Annotated in this window: 15 protein-coding genes; 9 read left to right on the forward strand and 6 right to left on the reverse strand. The window is 63.7% G+C overall.

The genetic code is table 11. The features are described from left to right. Nucleotides 1–584, forward strand: a 584-nt coding sequence (locus JZY06_RS12100) for an MFS transporter (protein ID WP_242516422.1), incomplete at its 5' end; no start/stop codon positions are given. 367 nt (nucleotides 585–951) lie between these two features. Here JZY06_RS12100 and JZY06_RS01095 read toward each other — a convergent pair. Both JZY06_RS01095 and JZY06_RS01100 read right to left on the reverse strand, forming a co-directional pair. Further along, nucleotides 952–2493, reverse strand: coding sequence for a hypothetical protein (locus JZY06_RS01095; RefSeq protein WP_207117681.1), 1542 nt, complete (start codon nucleotides 2491–2493; stop codon nucleotides 952–954). A 212-nt stretch (nucleotides 2494–2705) separates the two neighbouring features. Then, a complete protein-coding gene (locus JZY06_RS01100) occupies nucleotides 2706–3134 on the reverse strand; it encodes a DUF2631 domain-containing protein (RefSeq protein ID WP_207117683.1) in 429 nt (142 codons plus the stop codon). 433 nt (nucleotides 3135–3567) lie between these two features. Between JZY06_RS01100 and dxr the strand changes: the two genes are divergently transcribed. The 6 genes from dxr to JZY06_RS01130 all read left to right on the forward strand — a co-directional run bounded on the left by dxr (nucleotide 3568) and on the right by JZY06_RS01130 (nucleotide 12455). Beyond that, entirely contained in the window at nucleotides 3568–4764 is a 1197-nt protein-coding gene (gene dxr / locus JZY06_RS01105; protein WP_207117685.1) for a 1-deoxy-D-xylulose-5-phosphate reductoisomerase, read from the forward strand. Nucleotides 4765–4943: 179 nt separating this feature from the next. After that, the gene (locus JZY06_RS01110) at nucleotides 4944–6161 is read left to right on the forward strand and encodes a M50 family metallopeptidase (RefSeq protein WP_207117687.1); all 1218 of its coding nucleotides are present in this window, start codon (nucleotides 4944–4946) and stop codon (nucleotides 6159–6161) included. Nucleotides 6162–6668: 507 nt separating this feature from the next. Continuing rightward, a complete protein-coding gene (ispG, locus tag JZY06_RS01115) occupies nucleotides 6669–7832 on the forward strand; it encodes a flavodoxin-dependent (E)-4-hydroxy-3-methylbut-2-enyl-diphosphate synthase (protein WP_207117689.1) in 1164 nt (387 codons plus the stop codon). 213 nt (nucleotides 7833–8045) lie between these two features. Then, nucleotides 8046–9860, forward strand: a complete 1815-nt coding sequence (locus JZY06_RS01120; protein WP_207117691.1) for a penicillin-binding transpeptidase domain-containing protein — start codon at nucleotides 8046–8048, stop codon at nucleotides 9858–9860. A gap of 151 nt (nucleotides 9861–10011) precedes the next feature. Then, nucleotides 10012–10917, forward strand: a complete 906-nt coding sequence (gene map / locus JZY06_RS01125; protein ID WP_207117693.1) for a type I methionyl aminopeptidase — start codon at nucleotides 10012–10014, stop codon at nucleotides 10915–10917. An 83-nt stretch (nucleotides 10918–11000) separates the two neighbouring features. Then, complete coding sequence (locus JZY06_RS01130) at nucleotides 11001–12455, forward strand: cobyric acid synthase (protein WP_207117695.1); 1455 nt, start codon at nucleotides 11001–11003, stop codon at nucleotides 12453–12455. An 89-nt stretch (nucleotides 12456–12544) separates the two neighbouring features. Here JZY06_RS01130 and JZY06_RS01135 read toward each other — a convergent pair whose 3' ends face one another. From JZY06_RS01135 to JZY06_RS01150, 4 genes are all read right to left on the reverse strand, one after another. Continuing rightward, nucleotides 12545–12967, reverse strand: a complete 423-nt coding sequence (locus JZY06_RS01135) for an arsenate-mycothiol transferase ArsC (RefSeq protein ID WP_207117697.1) — start codon at nucleotides 12965–12967, stop codon at nucleotides 12545–12547. A gap of 165 nt (nucleotides 12968–13132) precedes the next feature. Then, nucleotides 13133–14542 carry an MFS transporter gene (locus JZY06_RS01140; RefSeq protein WP_207117699.1) on the reverse strand — a complete coding sequence of 470 codons (1410 nt, stop codon included), beginning with the start codon at nucleotides 14540–14542 and terminating at the stop codon, nucleotides 13133–13135. A gap of 63 nt (nucleotides 14543–14605) precedes the next feature. Next, a complete protein-coding gene (gene mtr, locus JZY06_RS01145; protein WP_207117701.1) occupies nucleotides 14606–16003 on the reverse strand; it encodes a mycothione reductase in 1398 nt (465 codons plus the stop codon). 128 nt (nucleotides 16004–16131) lie between these two features. Next, the gene (locus JZY06_RS01150) at nucleotides 16132–17253 is read right to left on the reverse strand and encodes an alpha/beta hydrolase (RefSeq protein WP_207117703.1); all 1122 of its coding nucleotides are present in this window, start codon (nucleotides 17251–17253) and stop codon (nucleotides 16132–16134) included. Between the two features lie 425 nt (nucleotides 17254–17678). Between JZY06_RS01150 and mqo the strand changes: the two genes are divergently transcribed. Together mqo and JZY06_RS12105 are read left to right on the forward strand one after the other, a co-directional pair. Beyond that, nucleotides 17679–19208, forward strand: a complete 1530-nt coding sequence (gene mqo, locus JZY06_RS01155; protein ID WP_207117705.1) for a malate dehydrogenase (quinone) — start codon at nucleotides 17679–17681, stop codon at nucleotides 19206–19208. A gap of 233 nt (nucleotides 19209–19441) precedes the next feature. Next, the coding region (locus JZY06_RS12105; protein WP_242516423.1) for an ATP-binding protein at nucleotides 19442–20193 on the forward strand (752 nt) is incomplete at its 3' end.

Consider the following 20193-nt stretch of genomic DNA (forward strand, 5'->3'; position numbering starts at 1 on the left):
GCACGGTGGTGATGATGAGCTGCTACACCCTGTTCTTCCTGATCACCACCTGGGTGCTGTCCTACGGCATCGGCAGTGCCGAGACAGGAATGGGACTGTCGATACCGTACATGGAATTCCTTGAACTGCAAATGGTGTCAATCTTTCTTTTCCTGGCTTTCATTCCGGTGGCCGCGACACTGGCTGACCGTTACGGCCGGCGAAGCATTTTGATCGGCGTCTCCCTGCTCATGGTTGGTTTCGCCTTCAGTTTCAACACTCTTCTCGGTGGTCCGCACGCCAATAAATTCACTGTGCTGGTCTTTTTGTGCGTCGGTATGGCGATCATGGGCCTGGTATTCGGACCCATGTCAGCTGTTTTGCCGGAAATGTTTCCCACCAGTGTCCGCTACACCGGTTCCGGGATCGCCTACAATGCGTCGTCGATCCTGGGTGCCGCCATTGCCCCGTTCATCGCCACCTGGTTGCTGGCCAACCACGGGGTGCAGGCGGTTGGCTGGTACCTGCTGGTGGTTACCCTGCTGTCGTTGGCGGCGGTCGTCATGATGAAAGAAACCCGCGACGCCGACATGTCCGCGATTTAACCGGACAATCATGTCCCGACCGGTATCTTCCGGCCCCCGCCGGCCCCCACCCGAGTCGGCGGGGGCCGGCGCGTTCATCGGGACAATCCACCCCGGCAGTCGGCCGGGACAGCCGGTGGGATGAGGATGGAATGGAATAAAGACATCCGCACCGACGGAAGCTGTGCCCGCGGGTGCCACAGCAGTGGCGTTGTGTCCCACATGCGCGCGGGCTGCCCGCGCAACACCGTTTCCCGGGGGAGGGAAACTAAAAAAACACACGATAAACCACCACCGGGTGTGCGGGGTGTCCGCCGACGCGTTCTGCCACCGCTGCGGCTGGCGGGGAACCAAAGTTCAGGCGGTCTGGCAGACACACCTGACGGTTTTAGGGCTTTGATGTGTTGCTGCTGTCGCCGACTGTGGAACCGTCATCATCGGTAAGCCGCCGCCAGGTCACGACACTGTCGGGAAGGGTTTTCTCCCACCGGCCGTCATCGTCGGCAACCACCGGCGCGGGCTGCGGGTGTTTTCGGCGGGTGCGCACCAGAACAATGGCCACGGCGGCGAGGAAAACAAGCCCGGTCAACAGCAGCGGCAGATCCGGGCGCAGCTTTGGCTGTACCGGCGCGGACGGCTCATCGGCGGTGTCCGGTTCATCGGCGGGCGGCGTGTCGGCTGGTTCGCCTACCGGCTGATAGATCACCCGGGCTTCGATCGGTTGGCCGACAACAGCCACGGAAAACTCGAACGCAACCGGCTGCGGATCAGCAGACGGCAGCTGTCCCTCGGCGGGGTTTCGTCCCAGGCGGATAGCCACCAGCTGACTGCCGGGCATGCGGGTTTTGGGTGATATCGAATACGGCATGGTCCATATCCCGCCGTCCACCGGCCCCGAAACAGAGCGGTCCCCGACCTGCCGTGACCAGTTGTCGCGGCTGAACTGCCACAGCGGGTCAGCCACCGCCGCCGACAACATTTTGACCGGCTCACCGGCCGCGGCCGCCGCTTCGATGCGCACCCCCACCGACTGTCCGTAGTCGGCGGGAACCGAATAGTAGAGGGTCTGCCCGGGAACAATCGCGGAGGAAATCCGGCCGGGCTCAATCACCGCCGGGGTCAGCGGATCGGGGGAGCCGGTGACCTGCTGCGGCGGCATCTGCCGCTGCCGGTTGAAACGGTCGGTGAATTCCTCTTCGCCGAATTTTCGGGCGGGAACCTGCTGTGAGCCGGAAACAGACGAATAGGCGGCAACCGACATAACCACCGGACGCGGTGCGGGAAGCTCCCGGTCGAAACGGCCGAACCATTCCAGCCCCAGACCGTAGTAGCCGGATTTCTCCGCCTGCATCTGCACCGAGAGTATTCCCGGCTCGGCGTCAGCATCCGGTTCCACCGAATGCCGGTACTCGGTGAGCACAATGCTTGTGGCCCTGGTCGGTGGCACCGTGTCAGTGGTGGCGATCAGCCTCAAAAACGGCTGGTCGGCCGAGTAGTTCAACTCCGGCTCGTTGTGCAGCATGGACGCCAGCAGCGCGGATGCCACCAGCGTGTCGCCTTCATTGAGCCACACCCGCAGCGCATTGCCGGTGGACTGGTCGACGAGATGGCGGTCCCGGATGAAAAGCTCGGGGGTGTCAAGCAGAAAACGCGCCGGCTGATCGACGGTGCCGGGTTGGATCACCGGCGCCCGGGAGAACACCCCGATGACATCGCTGACATCGGATCCGATCTCGTTCCACACCGGTGCCGTGATCGTTGCCAGTGACGCCGTGTCACCGGCGGCAGGGGCGGCAAAAGTTTCGGGCGTGGCCTGGACCGGAGTGGGGATTGTGGTGCCATCGGCGGCGGCCGGAGCCCCGAGGACCAGGACAGCTGCCGCCGTGCCGGAAGCCAGCGCGCGGGAAAAGACGTGGCGGCGAGCGATCATGGAGTCCATTGTGCCTTGATTGTTGTGCCTTGTAAGGGCCGTGACCGGTTGCATTGCTGCACAGTGCGGGTCGTGGCCGATGCGGGAAATTACAGCACCCACTCCGGGAAGAAAGGCGGCGGGAAGCGGAAATCCACGGCGGCGGGCCGCCCGGGCATGGTGTGAGACATGTCCGGGGCAGCCCGCCGGGTGGAAAAGGAGAGGTCTGTGATCTAGATGGCTTTGGTCGAGCCGGTGCCGATGGAACGGCGAACCTCGGGATCGATGTTCCAGGCGATGAGTTCCTCATCGGTCAGCTCGGCGTAGGCGCCGGAGAAGGTGGCCTGGTCCAGTGCCCAGTTCGGTTCCTGGTGGCCGACCGGCTTGTTGTGGCCGGTGATGGTGGTCTTGGTCTTGAAATGCGGGTGCACATGCCACAGTCCGACCATGGCCAAAATAGCGACCGCGAACACTGTCAGGTAGATGGTCTCGACGTGACCGTGGTGGTTGCCGAAGTTCATGGCCAGAAGGAACAGTGCCGAAACGACAGCGGCAATCGTGGTCGGGCCTTTGCCGATACGGTGCCAGCCCCAGGCGGCCGACGGCTCGTCCGCCGTGGAAACACCCTTGTACGCTTGGTCTTCTTTTGAGTGGGAACCCACGTGAATTCTCCTTGTCGAACGCGACCGGTGGTCAGTGTGCGATCAGTTTCGTCTATTGGTTGGCAGTGTGTGTTTTTAAAAAAACACCGGAAAAGCCCGCCGGCGAATCGTCCGTGATGGGCCATCCGGCCGGATGCCGCGGTGCACCTGCCGCCGCAGCCTGAAACCGGAAGCTTGAAAGTTTCTGGTTTGGGCAGGGGCACAGTATGCGTGTCAGCCCTTATTTTTCCACAGATGCCCGCCGGGAAGCGAGATAACGGGCCGGTGGTTTTCCGACGATGCCTGTAGCGCGGGTCATTTCCACCTTTCGGACGACTTTTCTTCCCCCAAACCCGCCCCATTCGGGTGTAGTCATCCCGGGCCGGGGGAACTATCGGGGCGCCTGAGACGACACTGCGGTCTTCCCGCACACCCGGCTGGGTCGGATGGAACAATGGGGGGTGTGAAAAACGACAATGCTGCGAAAAAACAATCGGTGGTGATTTTGGGCTCGACCGGCTCAATCGGCACCCAGGCCCTGGAGGTTATTGCCGCCAATCCGGACAGGTTCACCGTCATCGGACTGGCGGCCGGTGGTGGGCAACCCGACCTGTTGATCCGGCAGGCCCGGACGCTGGGACTTGCCGCCGGAGAGGTGGCGGTGGCCGATCCGGTGGCGGCCGATACCGTCGGTGCGGCCCTCGGCGGAGAAGTCATCAGCGGCCCCGATGCGGCGGCCCAGCTGGTGGAGGTCACCGGCGGTGGTGATGTGGTGCTCAACGCGCTGGTGGGATCGATGGGGCTGAAAGCCACTCTTGCTGCGCTGGCCACCGGCACCAGGCTGGCGTTGGCGAACAAGGAATCACTGGTGGCCGGCGGGTCGCTGGTGCTGGATGCGGCAGCCGACGGGCAGCTGGTTCCGGTTGATTCGGAGCATTCCGCCATGGCCCAGTGCTTGCGATCCGGACAAGCCGGTGAGCTTGACCGGCTGGTTCTCACCGCCTCCGGGGGGCCGTTTCGCGGCTGGAGCAGACAGCAGATGATGGATGTCACCCCCACCCAGGCCGCCGCCCACCCGACCTGGTCGATGGGGCAGATGAACACCCTGAATTCGGCGACACTGGTCAACAAGGGCCTGGAGCTGATCGAAGCCTGCCTGTTGTTTGGGGTTCCCGCCGGACGGGTTGATGTGGTGGTCCATCCGCAGTCGATCATCCACTCCATGGCCACCTTCACCGACGGCGCCACCATCGCCCAGGCCTCCCCGCCGTCGATGAAACTGCCCATCGCCCTGGCCCTGGGCTGGCCCGACCGAATTGCCGGGGCGCAGCCCGCCCTCGATTTCAGCACCGCTTTCTCCTGGGATTTCCAGCCGGTCGACAACGACAACTTCCCGGCTGTGCGCCTGGCCGCCGAGTGCGTTGAGCGGGGCGGAATGTGGCCTGCGGTCTACAACGCGGCCAATGAGCAGGCGGCCGAACGCTTCCTGGCCGGGAAGCTGAAATTTCCGCATATCGTCGACACGATCGCCCGCACCCTGGACGTGGCCGACAGCTACGCCGATGGTCCGGCCAGCGACATTGACGCGGTGCTGGCCGTGGAAACTGCCGCCCGCTGGGACGCCGACCGGATTCTGGATCGGGGATTGTAAAACCCCTCCACACCCGCCGGACCCGGCCGGTCGCGGGCCGCCACCGGTAGGTGGCGGGTCGTTTTACGGTTGCTGCGGCCGCCGCTTGCACCGGCTGGCCCACCGGCCGGCTGGGCCAGCCAGCTACACTGGCTGCGGCCAATTGAGTTTTTTCGAGAGTGTGGAAGTGGTGGTGGCGCGTGGGATTCGCGGTTGGTGCGGTGCTGTTTGCACTGGGGATTTGTGTCACTATTGCACTGCACGAATGGGGGCACTACACGGTGGCCCGCTGGTGCGGTATGCGGGTGCGCCGCTATTTCATCGGCTTCGGCCCGACAGTGTGGTCGTTTGAAAAAGGGCACACCACCTACGGGCTGAAAGCCATCCCGCTGGGCGGGTTCTGCGATATCGCCGGGATGACCGCCGTCGATGAACTCACCGAGCAGGAAAAGCCGGTGGCCATGTACAAAAAACCCGCCTGGCAGCGGGTGGCGGTGCTGGCCGGCGGGATCGCCATGAACTTTCTTGTCGGCATTGTGCTGCTGTATGTGGTGGCGGTCGGATCCGGTCTTCCGGACCCGGATGCCGACATCACCGCCACAGTGGAGCAAACCTCCTGCCCCGCGCCCTCCCAGTTGCCGGACGGGACTTTGACCACTTGCAGCGGCCCCGGGCCTGCGGCGGAAGCCGGAATCATCCCCGGTGACCGGATTATCGAGGTCAACGGGCAACAAGTGCGCTACTTCGGGGAATTGGCCGAGCGTATCCGGGAGCTTCCCGGGCAGACCGCTGATCTGACCGTTGAGCGCGGGGAAAACACTCTCCACATTGATGTTGCGGTCGCCTCCGTTGAGCGGCTGGTGAAAAATTCCTCCGGGGAGCTGGAATCCACCACTGTCGGCGCGATTGGGGTGCGCTCGGAAATACCCGATATCTGGCGGCAGTTCGGCCCGCTGGAGGCCATCCCGGCGACCGGATCTTTTGCCGGGAACATGTTTGTGCAGACCATCCACGGTCTGGCTGGTTTCCCGGAGAAAATCCCCGGCGTCGCCAAATCGATTATCGGCGGGGAGCGCGACAACGAATCCCCCATGTCGGTGGTCGGTGCCACCCGGGTCGGCGGTGAACTGGCCCAGCGCTCCCAGTGGGCGAGTTTCCTTCTGATGCTGGCATCGCTGAACTTCTTCCTCGGACTGTTCAACGTGGTGCCGTTGCCGCCGCTGGACGGCGGGCATATAGCGGTGGTCATCTACGAGAAAATCCGGGACTTTTTCCGCAGACTGCGGGGCAAACAACCCGGCGGGCCGGCCGACTACATGAAACTGGTGCCCTTGACCGTGGCGGTCACCGCCGTGCTGGTGGTGGTCGGTGTGCTGATCATCATCGCCGACATCGTCAACCCCATCACCCTGGGCTAGTCAGGGCCGGGCACGCCCGCCCCGGGATGATCGGCTACCCGGCACCGCCGCCCGGCGGTCTTTTTTCCGGTCAACCGGTCGCGCGGCAGGGTCGGCGGACCGGGAAGACAACCCGGTGCCACCGCATGGGCAAGTTTTTTTAAAAATAATCCCCCACCTGCAGATTCGGTACTGCCCCGGGGGAGTGTGCGGGGCTGGGGCAACCCGCCGCCGGGACCAGACACCCGGGCGCCGGGGCAGTCCTCTATGATTTTGGGCAGGCCGGTCAGCCCACCGGCATCCGCGATCCGGCGCCCGCCGCAGCAGTGCGTCAGTTCCCGATTGTTGTTTTTCGGGTTGTTGCTTGTCTTTTTGCTGCGGCAGGAACCATCGCGGCACACAAACGTCCCCGGCACGGTGACGCACACAGATCCACCCCGGCAGCAGGAGGGTTGTTGTTTTTTTGCAATCCGTCTGCCACCGCCGCCGGTGGCCCCACTTTTCGACAGCAAGTATGGTGATTTTCCCGTGAGCACCCCCATCGGTCTCGGTATCCCGGACGCCCCGCCGCCGGTCCTGCACCCCAGGCGCACGACCAAAAACTTCATGGTCGGCAAGGTCGGCGTCGGATCGGACTACCCGATTTCGGTGCAGTCGATGACCAACACCAAAACCCACGACATCAACGCCACGCTGCAGCAGATCGCCCAACTGACGGCCACCGGCTGCGACATTGTCCGGGTTGCCTGCCCGAAGCCGATTGATGCCGAGGCACTGCCGATCATCGCCAAAAAATCGCCGATCCCGGTGATCGCGGACATCCATTTCCAGCCGAAATATATTTTCGCCGCCATTGAGGCAGGCTGTGCGGCTGTGCGCGTCAACCCCGGCAACATCAAGGAATTCGACGGACGGGTCAAAGAAGTCGCCCTGGCGGCCAAAGACGCCAACATTCCGATCCGCATCGGCGTCAACGCCGGATCGCTGGACAAACGGATCATGGACAAATACGGCAAAGCCACCCCGGAGGCACTGGTTGAATCCGCGCTGTGGGAAGCCTCCTTGTTCGAGCAGTACGACTTCCACGACATCAAAATCTCGGTCAAGCACCACGATCCCGTCATCATGGTGGAGGCCTACCGGCAGTTGGCCGCCCAATGCGACTACCCGCTGCACCTGGGGGTGACGGAAGCCGGACCCGCCTTCCAGGGCACCATCAAATCGTCGGTGGCATTCGCCGCCCTGCTGGCCGAGGGAATCGGCGATACCATCCGGGTGTCGTTGTCGGCTCCGCCGGAAGAGGAAGTCAAGGTCGGCGACATGATTTTGCAGTCGCTGAATCTGCGCCCCCGCAAGCTTGAAATCGTTTCCTGCCCCTCCTGCGGCCGTGCCCAGGTCGATGTCTACACCCTGGCGGAAGAAGTCACGGCAGCCCTCGACGGCATGGAAATCCCGCTGCGTGTGGCCGTGATGGGCTGTGTGGTCAACGGACCCGGTGAAGCGCGCGACGCCGATTTGGGTGTGGCCTCCGGCAACGGCAAAGGCCAGATCTTCGTCAAAGGCGAGGTCATCAAGACGGTACCCGAATCCCAGATCGTGGAAACACTGATCGAGGAAGCCATGCGGATCGCCGAAAGCATGGAAGAAGACGGTGCCCCCACCGGTAAACCGGAAGTGAAAGTCACCAAGTAGCCGCCGGGTGGGCGAGACCACAGCGCCGGTTGCACCGGGGTGGGAGGAACACGCCGCGCCCTGCACCGCCGGCACCCCGGCGGGTCGGTGGATGCGGCGGTATCGGCCGCACCCAACCACTTTTCATCCCATCAGTCACACCGGTTTCATTCCCGGGGGAACTGCGGTGTGGTGTGCCGGATCGGGCGTCAAAGCCTGCTAGCTTATGGCCCCATGAGAAAAACCGGTGCGCTGCTGTTGTCGCTGGCGATGCTGGTGTGCACTTTAGCCGGGTGCACACCGAAACCGGCCCGCCCGGAACCGGTGGCACAGGCCTTCGCCCAGGCTTTGAGCCAGTTCGACTTCGCGGCGGCCGGTTCCTTTACCGACGCGCCCGACCGGGTGCCGGTGATGTTCGGGGCATCCCGCGACGGTATGCAGGCCACGGAACTGACTGTGGTGGTCGATTCGGTCACCGGGTCAGACACCCAGGCCACGGCCACGTTCACCTACGAGTGGAGCCTGCCGAAAAACCGGTCGGTGACCTACAGTGCCAACGCCACCCTGATCGATGCCGGCGGGCAGTGGACCATCCGCTGGCTGCCCAGAATTGTGCACCCGCAGCTGGGGGCGAACCAGCATCTGGAATTGCGGGGTATCGCCGCCAAACGGGCCTCGGTGATTGCCGCCGACGGGCGACCGGTGCTGGTTCCCGCCACCGCCTACCGGGTGCTGCTTGATGCCAGCCGGGCACCGAATGTGATGGGGTCGGCAGCCGTGATCGCCCGGGCTTTTGACAGGGCACGTGAAACGGAGCCGTCGATTCCGGTCATTGACACCCGGGAGCTGGCGGCCACGGTGGCGGGCAGGTCCACCCCGTATTCGGTGGCGGTGGTCCCGGAGCTGGCGGGCAAAGCAATCGCCGATGAGCTGGCCGGCCAGCCGGGGGTGATCGTCAATCCGGAAGCGGTTCTCGATGCCGCCGACCCCGGGTTCGCCCCGGAGATCATCGGGCGGGTGAAAAATTCCGTCGCCGATGATCTGCTGGGGGACCGCGGCTGGTTTGTGGCCATTGTCAACGAGCACGGCTCGGTGATCGACACTCTCGTGCAACATGACCCGGAGCCCGCCCCGGCCATCAGGCTGTCGCTGGATCCCCGCATCCAGCAGGCTGCCCAGGATGCGGTGAACCTTCGCCCGGAGATGAAAACCATGCTGGTGGCCATCAGGCCGTCCAACGGGGCGATCCTGGCGGTGGCGCAGACAGCACTCGCCGACGGTGATGGCCCGGTGGCGTTGACCGGGCAGTACCCGCCGGGATCGACGTTTAAAATCATCACCGCCACCGCCGGGATGATGGACCAGCAGTTAACCCCCCAGTCGATTGTGCCGTGCCCGGGAACCATGGATATCGGCCACCGCATCGTGACCAACTACAACGCGTTCTCCCTCGGCTCCGTGCCGCTGGAACGTGCATTCGCCGCTTCCTGCAACACCAGTTTCGCCGACATCTCCTCCCGGCTGGCCCCGGGGCAGCTGAAAGACATGGGCAAAAAATTCGGTCTCGGCATCGACTACCAGATCACCGGACTTCCCACCGTGACCGGATCTGTCCCGGACGGTGAGGAGCTGGTCGACCGCACCGAAGCCGGTTTCGGCCAGGGCAAGGATCTGGTCTCTCCCTTCGGCATGGCCCTGGTGGCCGCCACGGCGGCGCACGGTGCCACCCCGCTGCCGCAGCTGGTCCTCGGCGATGAGACCCTAACCAGCGAACACGTCGAACCCCCCTCCCCGGAGGCCATCGCCGGGCTGCAGCAGATGATGCGGCAGGTGGTGGCCACCGGTACCGCCCGCGGCATGCGGGCAGACGGTGAGATCCACGGCAAGACCGGTGAGGCCGAGGTCGCCGGCGGCTCCCACGCCTGGTTTGCCGGCTACCGCAACGACATTGCTTTCGCCACCCTGATTGTGTTCGGCGGCGGATCTGAATCATCGGTGGCGGTGACCGACCACTTCCTGCAGCTGCTCGACCAGCAGGGTCTCGGCTGACCGTCGGCTCCCCGCCGCCGGTTGGCACTGCCCGAACCCCACCCGCTTGTGCGTTGCCGATCTGCTTTTATCGGCCGGGGCGCCATGGTCCGGTACCGGCATGCGTGCACCGGCGGGCGGAACGCTGCCGCTTGGGGTTACCATAAATGGCATGTCCGCCACCCGAACAAAACTCACACCCGGTAAACCCACCCCCATCAGGAAGGTGCCGAAGGCGATTGAACGCCCCGAGTACGCCTGGAAAGACACAGTGGATGAAGCCAACGGGGAGCCTTTCGTTCAAACCCCGGAGACCATCGAAGCGATGCGGGAATCCTCCCGGATCGCCGCCAACGCCCTGGCCCTGGCAGGTCAAGCGGTCGCCCCCGGGGTGACCACCGATGAGCTGGACCGCATTGCCCACGAATACATGTGCGACCACGGCGCCTACCCGTCGACACTCGGATACCGCGGTTTCACCAAATCCTGCTGCACCTCCCTCAACGAGATCGTCTGCCACGGCATCCCCGACACCACGGTGATCCGGGACGGCGATATCGTCAACATCGATGTCACCGCCTACAAAAACGGCGTCCACGGTGACTGCAACCGCACGTTTTTGGCCGGCGATGTCTCCGAGGAGCACCGGCTTCTGGTTGAGCGCACCCACACAGCCACCCTGCGGGGGATCAAAGCCGCCAAACCCGGCCGGGAAATCAACGTCATCGGCCGGGTGATCGAAGCCTATGCGCACCGTTTCGGCTACAGCGTCGTCACCGATTTCACCGGGCACGGGGTGGGGCCGACCTTCCACAACGGCCTGGTGGTGCTGCACTACGATTCGATGGCCTACCGCGATGTTCTGGAACCTGGTATGACCCTGACCGTTGAGCCGATGATCAACCTGGGCGGCCTGGACTACGACATCTGGGATGACACCTGGACGGTGCAGAATGTGGACGGCAAATTCACCGCCCAGTTCGAACACACCCTGGTCATCACCGACGACGGCAACGAGATTCTCACCCTGCCGGACGCCGACATCGACGATTTCGACCACGACCGCCGCTTCAACTGAGTTCTGCCGCCGGGGCGGGGACAGCAAGCCCTGGCCCGCGGTGCGCAGGACCCGGGAGACCAAGGAAAGGGGCCGAGGATCCGGTGACAGCAGTTCTTATCGCGGGAACCACCTCTGATGCGGGAAAATCCGTTGTGGTCGCGGGCCTGTGCCGTGCTTTCGCCAGGCGCGGGATCAACGTGGCCCCGTTTAAGGCACAGAACATGTCAAACAACTCGACGGTGTGCCCCTCCGGCGGGGAGATCGGCCGCGCCCAGGCGCTGCAGGCGCTCGCCTGCGGGCTGGAGCCGTCGGTGGATTTCAATCCGGTGCTGCTCAAACCGGGTTCGGACCGGAAAAGCCAGCTGGTTGTGCAGGGTTTGAGTGCCGGGGAGGTTACCGCCACCAGCTATTTCGGGCACCGCTCGCATTTGCGCACCCTGGCCGCCGATACGCTGCACACCCTCGAAAAGCGTTTCGACCTCGTCATTTGCGAGGGGGCCGGATCGCCCGCCGAGATTAATCTGCGGCACAGCGATGTGGCCAATATGGGTCTGGTTGAAGCCCACGGACCCATGCCTGTCTACCTGGTCGGCGATATCGACCGCGGCGGGGTGCTGGCGCACCTGTTTGGCACCCACCGGATTTTGCCGGAGACGGACCGGGACATGATTGCCGGGTTCGTCATCAACAAATTCCGCGGTGACGAGACCATTTTGGCCCCGGGACTGGCGCAGCTCGAGCAGCTGACCGGGGTGGAAACAGTCGCCGTGCTGCCCTTTATCGACGGCCTGTGGGTCGATGCCGAGGATTCCCTGCAGTCGGTCACCGGAACCACCATCGGTCCGCGGACACCACCGGTTGGCACCCAGCGGCTCACGGTGGCCGCGATCCGGCTTCCCCGGGTATCCAATGCCACCGACGTGGAGGCACTGGCCTGTGAACCCGGGGTGAGCGTGACCTGGGTGGATAGTCCCGATGCCGTCGATGACGCCGACCTGGTGGTGCTACCGGGATCCAAGGCCACAGTCAGTGATCTCGCGTGGCTTGAAACCACCGGCATGGCGCAGGCGCTGGTTCGCCGGACCCGCGCCAACCAGCCGACCCTGGCAATCTGCGGCGGATTCCAGATGATGGCCACCACCATCTGTGACCCTGTCGAATCGAAAACCGACCACCCGGTGCCGGGCCTGGGTGTTTTCGACATGCGCATTGTCTTCGACAAGCAAAAAACCCTCATCCGCCACAAAAATGGCGCCTACGAGGTGCACCACGGGCAGGTGGCCGACAGCCGTGAACAGCCGTGGATCGGGCAAGAGGGGGCACACAGAGGCCACCTGTTCGGCACCCACCGGCACGGGCTGATGGAAGACGATTGTTTCCGCCGCGAGTTTCTGCGCGGGGTGGCCGCCGCCCGCGGGAAAACCGGTTTCATTGCCGCGGGGACAACATCATTTGCCGCAGAGCGTCTGCGCCAGCTCGACCTGATCGCCGACACCCTGGAATCCTGCTGGGATCTGGACCGTTTCCTGGCCGATGTGGAAGCCTTCACCCGCTAAAACCACCCCGTCGGGGGCTACGGCACCGCGCCGGTGCGCGGGGTGAAGACGCAGTCCCCGAGGCGCGTGTCCTGGTGCGGGGGAAGGGATCAGTCGGACCCGCAGATATCGGCGACGAGTGCTGTCACCCGCCGGTCAATGTCGTCGCGGATCAGGCGCAGACGCTGCGTGCCGTCGATGCCGCGCAGTGACGGCTCATCGGTGATCCACCGTTCCACCGGTGCCCGGCCGGTGTGATCCAGTTCGGCTTCTTCGCCGATAATCACGATCCGGTCAACTTCATCCAGCCATGCCGGATCAACCGGTGTGGGATGAGCGCCGCCGAAATCGCAGCCGAGTTCTTTCACCGATTCTTCCGCCGCGGCACTGGTCGTTTTCCCCGGCCGGGTGCCGGCGGACAAGACTTTCAGCCGGTCGCCTGCCCGCAGTCTGGCCAGGGCGGCGGCCATCTGTGATTTACCGCCGTTTTTCACGCACACGAACAACACTGTCGGGGTGGGGGAACCAGTCATGGGGTCAGGGTGCTTTCCGGTTTGGGGGGACGGTGGGTGTCCGGGCCGTGCCGCCGGCAGCGGGTGATGGACCCGTGTGCAGTCGTTTGCTTTTCTGATTGTGCACGAGATACAGGTTCAGCCGCCGGGACCGGGGGTGCGGTGGATGGAAAAGAAAAGAACAACCTAGTGCACCCGGGCGGGCGGCATATCTTTCGGATCGGTGACACCGGGGCGCCACAGCATCCACATCGCCGGCAGGGATACAACCGCGAACAGCCCGTAGACAAGGGCAAACGACAACCCGGTGCCGACAACCGTGTGGCTCAGTGCCACCATCGCACAGGCCGCGGTCATGCCGGTCATCGCCACAGACCCGGTGACCTGCAGGGCGGAGGAGACGAACCCGGTGTCCTCGGCCGGGCAGTAGGCGAGAGCCTCACTGGACATCCGCGGGTAAAGGAACCCGATGCCGAAAGCCCAGATTCCCCAGCCGGCCACCAACCACACCCAGTGCAGGCCTACCAGCAGGGCCACGATAATCACCGCCACCCCGGCGAAGCCGGTGGCCGCGCACACCCGTCCCGCCTGGGGGAGAGTGGTTTTCTCACTGAGCTTCGCCTGCACCTGGGAACCGATAAACCACGTCAGTCCCGAGACCGACAACCCGATACCGGTCAGTGTCGGACCCAGATGATCACGGTGGGCCAGCATCAGCGGCAGATAGATTTCCGCGGCGAACATGGTGTCGGCGATCCCGCGGGTGGCGACCAGTTTGGCCGTGGCGGTCCGGCCGGTGAAAAGACCCGCCGGAACCAAAGGTTTCAAGCCCCGCACAATCACCGCTCCCAGCAGCACAAACACCACCGCACCCACGGCCGGGGACAGTTTCACCGTGCCGGATAATCCGCTGGCTGCCGCGGCCACCACCACACTGGCGGTGATCTGGTTAACCGCCCCGCGGGGTGCCCGGGCACGGACCGGCTCCAGCGCCACCAGGGGTTTGATCAACAGCACAACAGCCGCCACCAGCAGCGCCAGAGTAAAAGCGAACACGGCATGCCAGGTGGAATAGGCGGCCAGAAGACCCGCCACCGACGGGCCGAGAAGTGACGGCAACAGCCAGGCGGCGGCGAAACCGGCGAACACCGCGGTCCTGATCGCCGGGGGATAGGCCTGGGCGATCACCGCATAGACGGCGACAATGAGAAAACCGATCCCCAACCCCTGGATCGCCCGGGACAGCAAAAACACCGCCATGGTGGGGGCCACAATCGACAGCACCAGACCCACAGCCAAAAAACCCGCGCCCCACCACACGGAGGTCCGGGCGCCACGCATGGTGCACACAATCCCGGAGACCACCATCGCCACCAGGGAGAAACTCATCGGCAGCACGAACGCCGCCGAATAGGCCGACTGGTCACCGAAATCCCGGGTGATTGTCGGCATGACGGCCGTCACCGCCGTCTGGTCGAAAGCACAGCCGGTGATCACCGTGTACAACCCGATCGACAGCGGCCGGTAGTCGGACGAGAAGACCCCTGGTCTGATACCCGGGGTCCCGGCGGGAGGCTGGGGATTCACGGCGGTCATGACCGGCTATTGTATCCCCGCATTTCGGCCGTGGACAAAGCCACGGGACCCGGGGGGCGGCGGCTAGTCGAAGTCCAGGCCGAGGACCGCGTTTTCGGTCAGCTCCGGCAGGGCCGGGTGAATCCAGTAGGAATCCCGGGCGAAGGTGCGCATATCCATATTGTGGGCCATGGCGACAACCAGCTCGTGGATGAGAGTCGATGCCTGCGGGCCGATAATGTGCGCACCCAGCAACCGACCGGATTTTCTGTCCGCGACCAGCTTCGCGAAACCGGTGTCGTCCTCCAGAGCCCAGCCGTAGGCGACATCACCGTATTTCTGCACTTTCACCGTGATGTCGTACCCGGCGTCCCGGGCCTGCTTCTCGGTCATACCGACAGTGGCGATCTGCGGGTGGGTGAAAATCGCCGACGGCACCACCTCGTGCGGCAGCGGGATCATCTGATCCGGGTGGGTGATGTTGTGCACCACCGCCCGCTGCTCGGCATTGGCGACATGTTTGAGCTGGTACGGGCTGGAGACATCGCCCAATGCCCACACCCCGGCAACCGAAGTGCGGCCGAACTCATCGACTTTCACCCGCCTGCCGTCCATGTCGATTCCGGCGGCATCAAGGTTGAGCAGGTCACCGTTGGGGGTGCGTCCGGTCGCGCACAACAGCACATCGGCGGCAATTTCCTCGCCGTTGTCGAGCACAAGATGCACCCGGCCCCCCTCATCCTCCCAGGCTTTCTCGGTGGTGCGCCCCAGTTTCAGAGTCCAGTTTTGTGCGGCAATGGCGGTGAAAGCATCACTGACCTCATCGTCAAGGTGCCGCAGCAGCCGGCTACTGCGGTTGACGACGGTGACATCGACCCCGAGGGCGGAAAACACGTGGGCGAATTCCGCCGCAATGAACCCGCCGCCGACAATGACCATCGACCCGGGCAGCTCGGCAAGACGCATGATGGTCTCGTTGGTGTGGCAGGTGATGCCGCTGTGCTCGAACACCGGCAGAATATGCGGCCGCGCCCCGGCGGCGATGACAATGGTCTCGGCGGTAATCAGGCGCGGGGTGTTCCCGTCGGAAGTCTCAATGGTCTTCGGGCCGATGAAACGGGCCTGTCCGTCGAAGACATCGATGTCCGGGCATTGGTCGCCGCGGCGGTAGGATTCACCGCCCCGGGCAATCGGATCCACCCGTTGGGCAAACACCCGGTTTTTTATCCCCTGCCAATCCACCTGATCGACATGGGCGGAAATACCCAGCCGCTCCGCGGAGCGTACGGTGTTGGCAGCGTCTGCTGCCAGCACGAACATTTTCGTCGGAATGCAGCCGACATTCAGGCAGGTGCCGCCGAAACGCCCCTTCTCGCAGATGGCGATTTTTTTGCCCTCGAACGCAGGCCCGGGAATCGAATTACCCGAACCGGTGCCGATGATGATCAGGTCGTAGACCTCGGGATCAGTGGTGGTATGCATGCGAAAAACCGTGCCCTTCAACAAGTGGGGTCAATATGTCAGCTCACCGACCAACATACGTCTGTTCACCGCCGCACAGCACCATCCCCGGCGGCAAGCGGTGATCCGGCCGGGTGTGCAGGGGCGGATCACCGGGACAGGTGGTGGCCCATCGTGGGGTTGCCGTCGTCGTCGAAATCGGAGACCCCGTTTCCCAGTGACCGGTTCAACAGCCACCGGGCCATGATCGCCATCGCCCGGTTACGGACGGATTTTTCCGAAAGATAGACATCGTGTTTGGCGCCGGGAACCGAGACGATGGTGACGTCCTCGGCGAGATTCGGCGCCCACTTTTGACACTGGTGCACATTGAGCACCACATCGGCCCGGTGGGATTTGGCGCTGAACGGTTTCGACAGACGTGATCTGCTGGAGGTCACCACCAGGCAGGGGACACCCATGTTGATGCCGCCGTCGTGCAGCTTTTTCTGCCCGTCGGCCACGGCTTTGGTCCAGCCCCAGGTCATGGGGAATCCACCGAAGGGTTTGAAGTTGAGGTTGTAGTCCCATTCCCCGTCGGCGGAGACATGGATGGACTTCCAGTAGGTGCCCAGGCGGAAACCGGGCAATTTCATGTCCGGCCGGTGGCCGCCGATGAAGGTGATGAGTTTTTTCGACACGGTTTCCGCCGCCGGGGGAACCATGATGTCGAGCCACGGGCTGTTGAAGATGGCCCCGGCCAGGGCGTTGTGGCGTCTGGTGGCATCTGCGTCGCCCGCCAGCATGCCGCGGCGCAGATAATCGGCCCACAATGCGGTGATAATGCCGCCGGTGGAATGCGGGCACATCACCACCCGGCGGTGGTTTCTCAGCAGCACATCCATGGCCGCGTCGAGGTCGCCGAAATACTCGGACAAATCCAGGCAATGGTGGAAACGCTGGCCCGGCCGGTGGGAGCGGCCGCATTTGCGCAAATCAACGGCACTGTAGTCAAGGCCCAGCCGGGCGAAAAACTCGGCGGCGTGGGTCTGGAAAAAATAGTCGGTCATACCGTGGACATGCAGCATCGCCGTGTCAGCCGGTGTCCACCCCGCGGGACGGTAGCGGATGAGAGTGCAGGCCACATCACCTTCCCCGTTGGGATCCGGACCCAGCTCAATGGTGGTCTTCTCGTAGTCGGGGCCCAGTTCGTCGGGATACCAGACACAGCCGACATCGGTGTAGCCGTTGTCGCCGGTGCCGGGGGGCGGGGTGGGGGTGTCTGCGCTCATGGGTTTTACTGTAGTAACGCATGCGCCGGGGGCGGAAAACATCCCGGCCGGGCGATGACCTCCCCGGTTGCCTGAACCAGGTGTCCCGTGCGGGCAGCTGCCGGGACTGCTGCCGCATACCTGATGCGCCGCCAGAGGGGGATGCGGGGTGGGTGTGTCCTCCCGTGCGGGGGTATTCGGGCGTGTCACGGCATGTGATACGGGGGCGTGGTGGGGTGGCTGGCAAAGCCGTTTGAAGGTATTGCCGGGTATCTTAAGCGACAAGCCGGTGACCGGCGTAGAATGTGCCGGGTACAAAGCGACCACCCAAAACACCCCCAACGGGGTGGATAGGGCCGGTACCACCGGACATCCGTGTGACGGTTCCGGTGGCCGCCTGGTCCACGAACTGACGAAGACGCAAGAAAAGAGATGTTTGTTTAACCGTGACTGATTCGAAAGCTGCATCCCAAATCACAGATGAAGTCGATGTCCTGCTGATCGGCGCGGGCATTATGTCCGCAACGCTCGGTTCCATGCTCAACCAGCTCGAGCCCGGTTGGACCCAGATGTATCTCGAGCGTCTTGACGGCCCGGCGGAAGAATCCTCCTCGCCGTGGAACAACGCCGGCACCGGGCACTCGGCTTTGTGCGAGCTGAACTACACGCCCGAGGTCGGCGGGCGCATCCAGACCAAGAAGGCCCTGGCGGTCAACGAGAAATTCCAGGTTTCGCGCCAATTCTGGTCCTTCCTCATCGAAAACGGCCAGCTGCAGGACCCGGATGAGTTCATCCACTCTGTTCCCCACGTCAGCTTCGCCCAGGGCCGGGACCAGATTGACTACCTGCGCAAACGCTTCGAGGCGCTGCGCAAGCACCCGCTGTTCCCGGACATGAAGTTCACCGACGACAGGGACGAATTCGCCGAATTCCTGCCGCTGATGGCCAAGGGCCGCAACTTCGACGAGAATCCGGTGGCCATTTCCTGGACGGAAGCGGGAACCGACATCAACTACGGTGCCCTGACCCGCCAGTTCCTCCATGTCGCCAAGGACAATGGCGCTGAAATCCGTTACGGCCACGAGGTCACCAACATCTCCCACGCGGGTGACCAGTGGAAGGTGGAGGCCACCAACGTCCACACCGGTGACAAGCAGGTCATCAAAGCCAACTTCGTGTTCGTCGGGGCCGGCGGCATGGCCCTGCCCCTGCTGCAGAAAGCCGGTATCCCCGAAATCCGCGGCTTCGGCGGTTTCCCGGTCTCCGGTGAATGGCTGCGCTGCACCAACCAGGAGATTATCGACCAGCACCACGCCAAGGTCTACGGCAAAGCCTCCGTCGGCGCCCCGCCGATGTCGGTGCCGCACCTGGATACCCGCGTCATTGACGGAAAAACCGGGCTTCTGTTCGGCCCCTACGCCGGGTGGACCCCGAAGTTTTTGAAGAACGGGTCCTGGTTCGACCTGATCAAATCCCTGCGCCCGACCAACGTCATGTCGCTGCTGTCGGTTGGTGTGCAGGAAATGGGGCTGACCAAGTACCTGATCGAAGAGGTGCTCAAAGACCAGGAAGCCCGCATGGAATCGCTGCGCGAATACATGCCGTCGGCCAAGACCGAGGACTGGGAGCTGGTCACCGCCGGCCAGCGTGTCCAGGTCATCAAGCCGATTGTCGGCCCCCGTTTCGGTTCCCTGGAATTCGGTACCGCCCTGATCAACAACTCCGAGGGGTCGATCGCCGGTATTCTCGGCGCGTCCCCGGGAGCATCCATCGCCCCGGCCGCCATGCTGGAACTGCTGGAGCGCTGCTTCGGCGACCACATGGTTGAGTGGGGCGACAAGATCAAGGAAATGGTTCCCTCCTACGGCGTGAAGCTGGCTGCTCACCCGGAGATGTTCCACGAGCAGTGGGACCGCACCGAGCGGATCCTCAAGCTCGCCGACCACAGCGACTCCAAGCACGGGCGCAAAAAGTAGCACACTGCGTTTTCGCTCCTCATCCACTCTGTCGGCCGCCGGGTGTGTGTCTTTAACTGTTGAAAAAAGACAACCCCGGCGGCCGAGCCATGTCCCGGGCTGCACAGGTTGTGGGACGGCTAAGCCGGTACAGTTGATGACACACCCTGGGGTGCTGCCACAGCACCTCCACAGGCAGATACTTTTCTTCTTTTCCCGCACCATCCACAAGCAGTAAAGGTCAGGGCTTTTCCATGAGCGATACCGGTGCCACCACAACCAGTTCCCGCACGCGCAGTGCCGGCTACCCGTTTTCCGCGGTGGTCGGCCAGGACCAGCTGCGTCTGGCCCTGATCTTGACCGCCATTTCCCCGCGGATCGGCGGTGTGGTCATCCGGGGGGAGAAAGGAACCGCGAAAACCACCACGGTGCGCGGCTTCCAGAAGATTCTCGGTGACGCCCCGCTGGTGCAGCTGCCCATCGGCGCCACCGAAGACCGGGTTGTCGGGTCATTGGACGTCGAAACGGTTCTGACAACCGGCAAAGCCCAGTACAAGCCGGGACTTCTGGTCCAGGCCGACGGTGGGATTCTCTACGTCGACGAGGTCAACCTGTTGGCCGACCATTTGGTCGATGCGCTGCTCGATGCCGCAGCCACCGGACAGGTCACCATTGAACGTGACGGAATCTCACACACCTCGGCCACCGATTTCGTACTGGTGGGCACCATGAACCCGGAGGAAGGGGAGCTGCGCCCCCAGTTGCTCGACCGCTTCGGCCTGGCTGTTGATGTGGCCGCCTCCCGCGATGTGGAGGTCCGTACCGCAATTATGCGGCAGCGGCTGGCCTATGAAGCGGACCCGGACGGTTTCGCCGCCTCCTTCGCCGAGGAAGACACCCAGGTGACCCGCGCCATCGCCCGGGCAAGGGATCTGGTGGGGCAGGTGGTGCTGACAGCCACCAACCTGGCACGCATCGCCCATATTTGTGCCGCTTTCGATGTTGA

The organism is Corynebacterium mendelii, from assembly GCF_017307055.1.
Lineage (GTDB): Bacteria > Actinomycetota > Actinomycetes > Mycobacteriales > Mycobacteriaceae > Corynebacterium > Corynebacterium mendelii.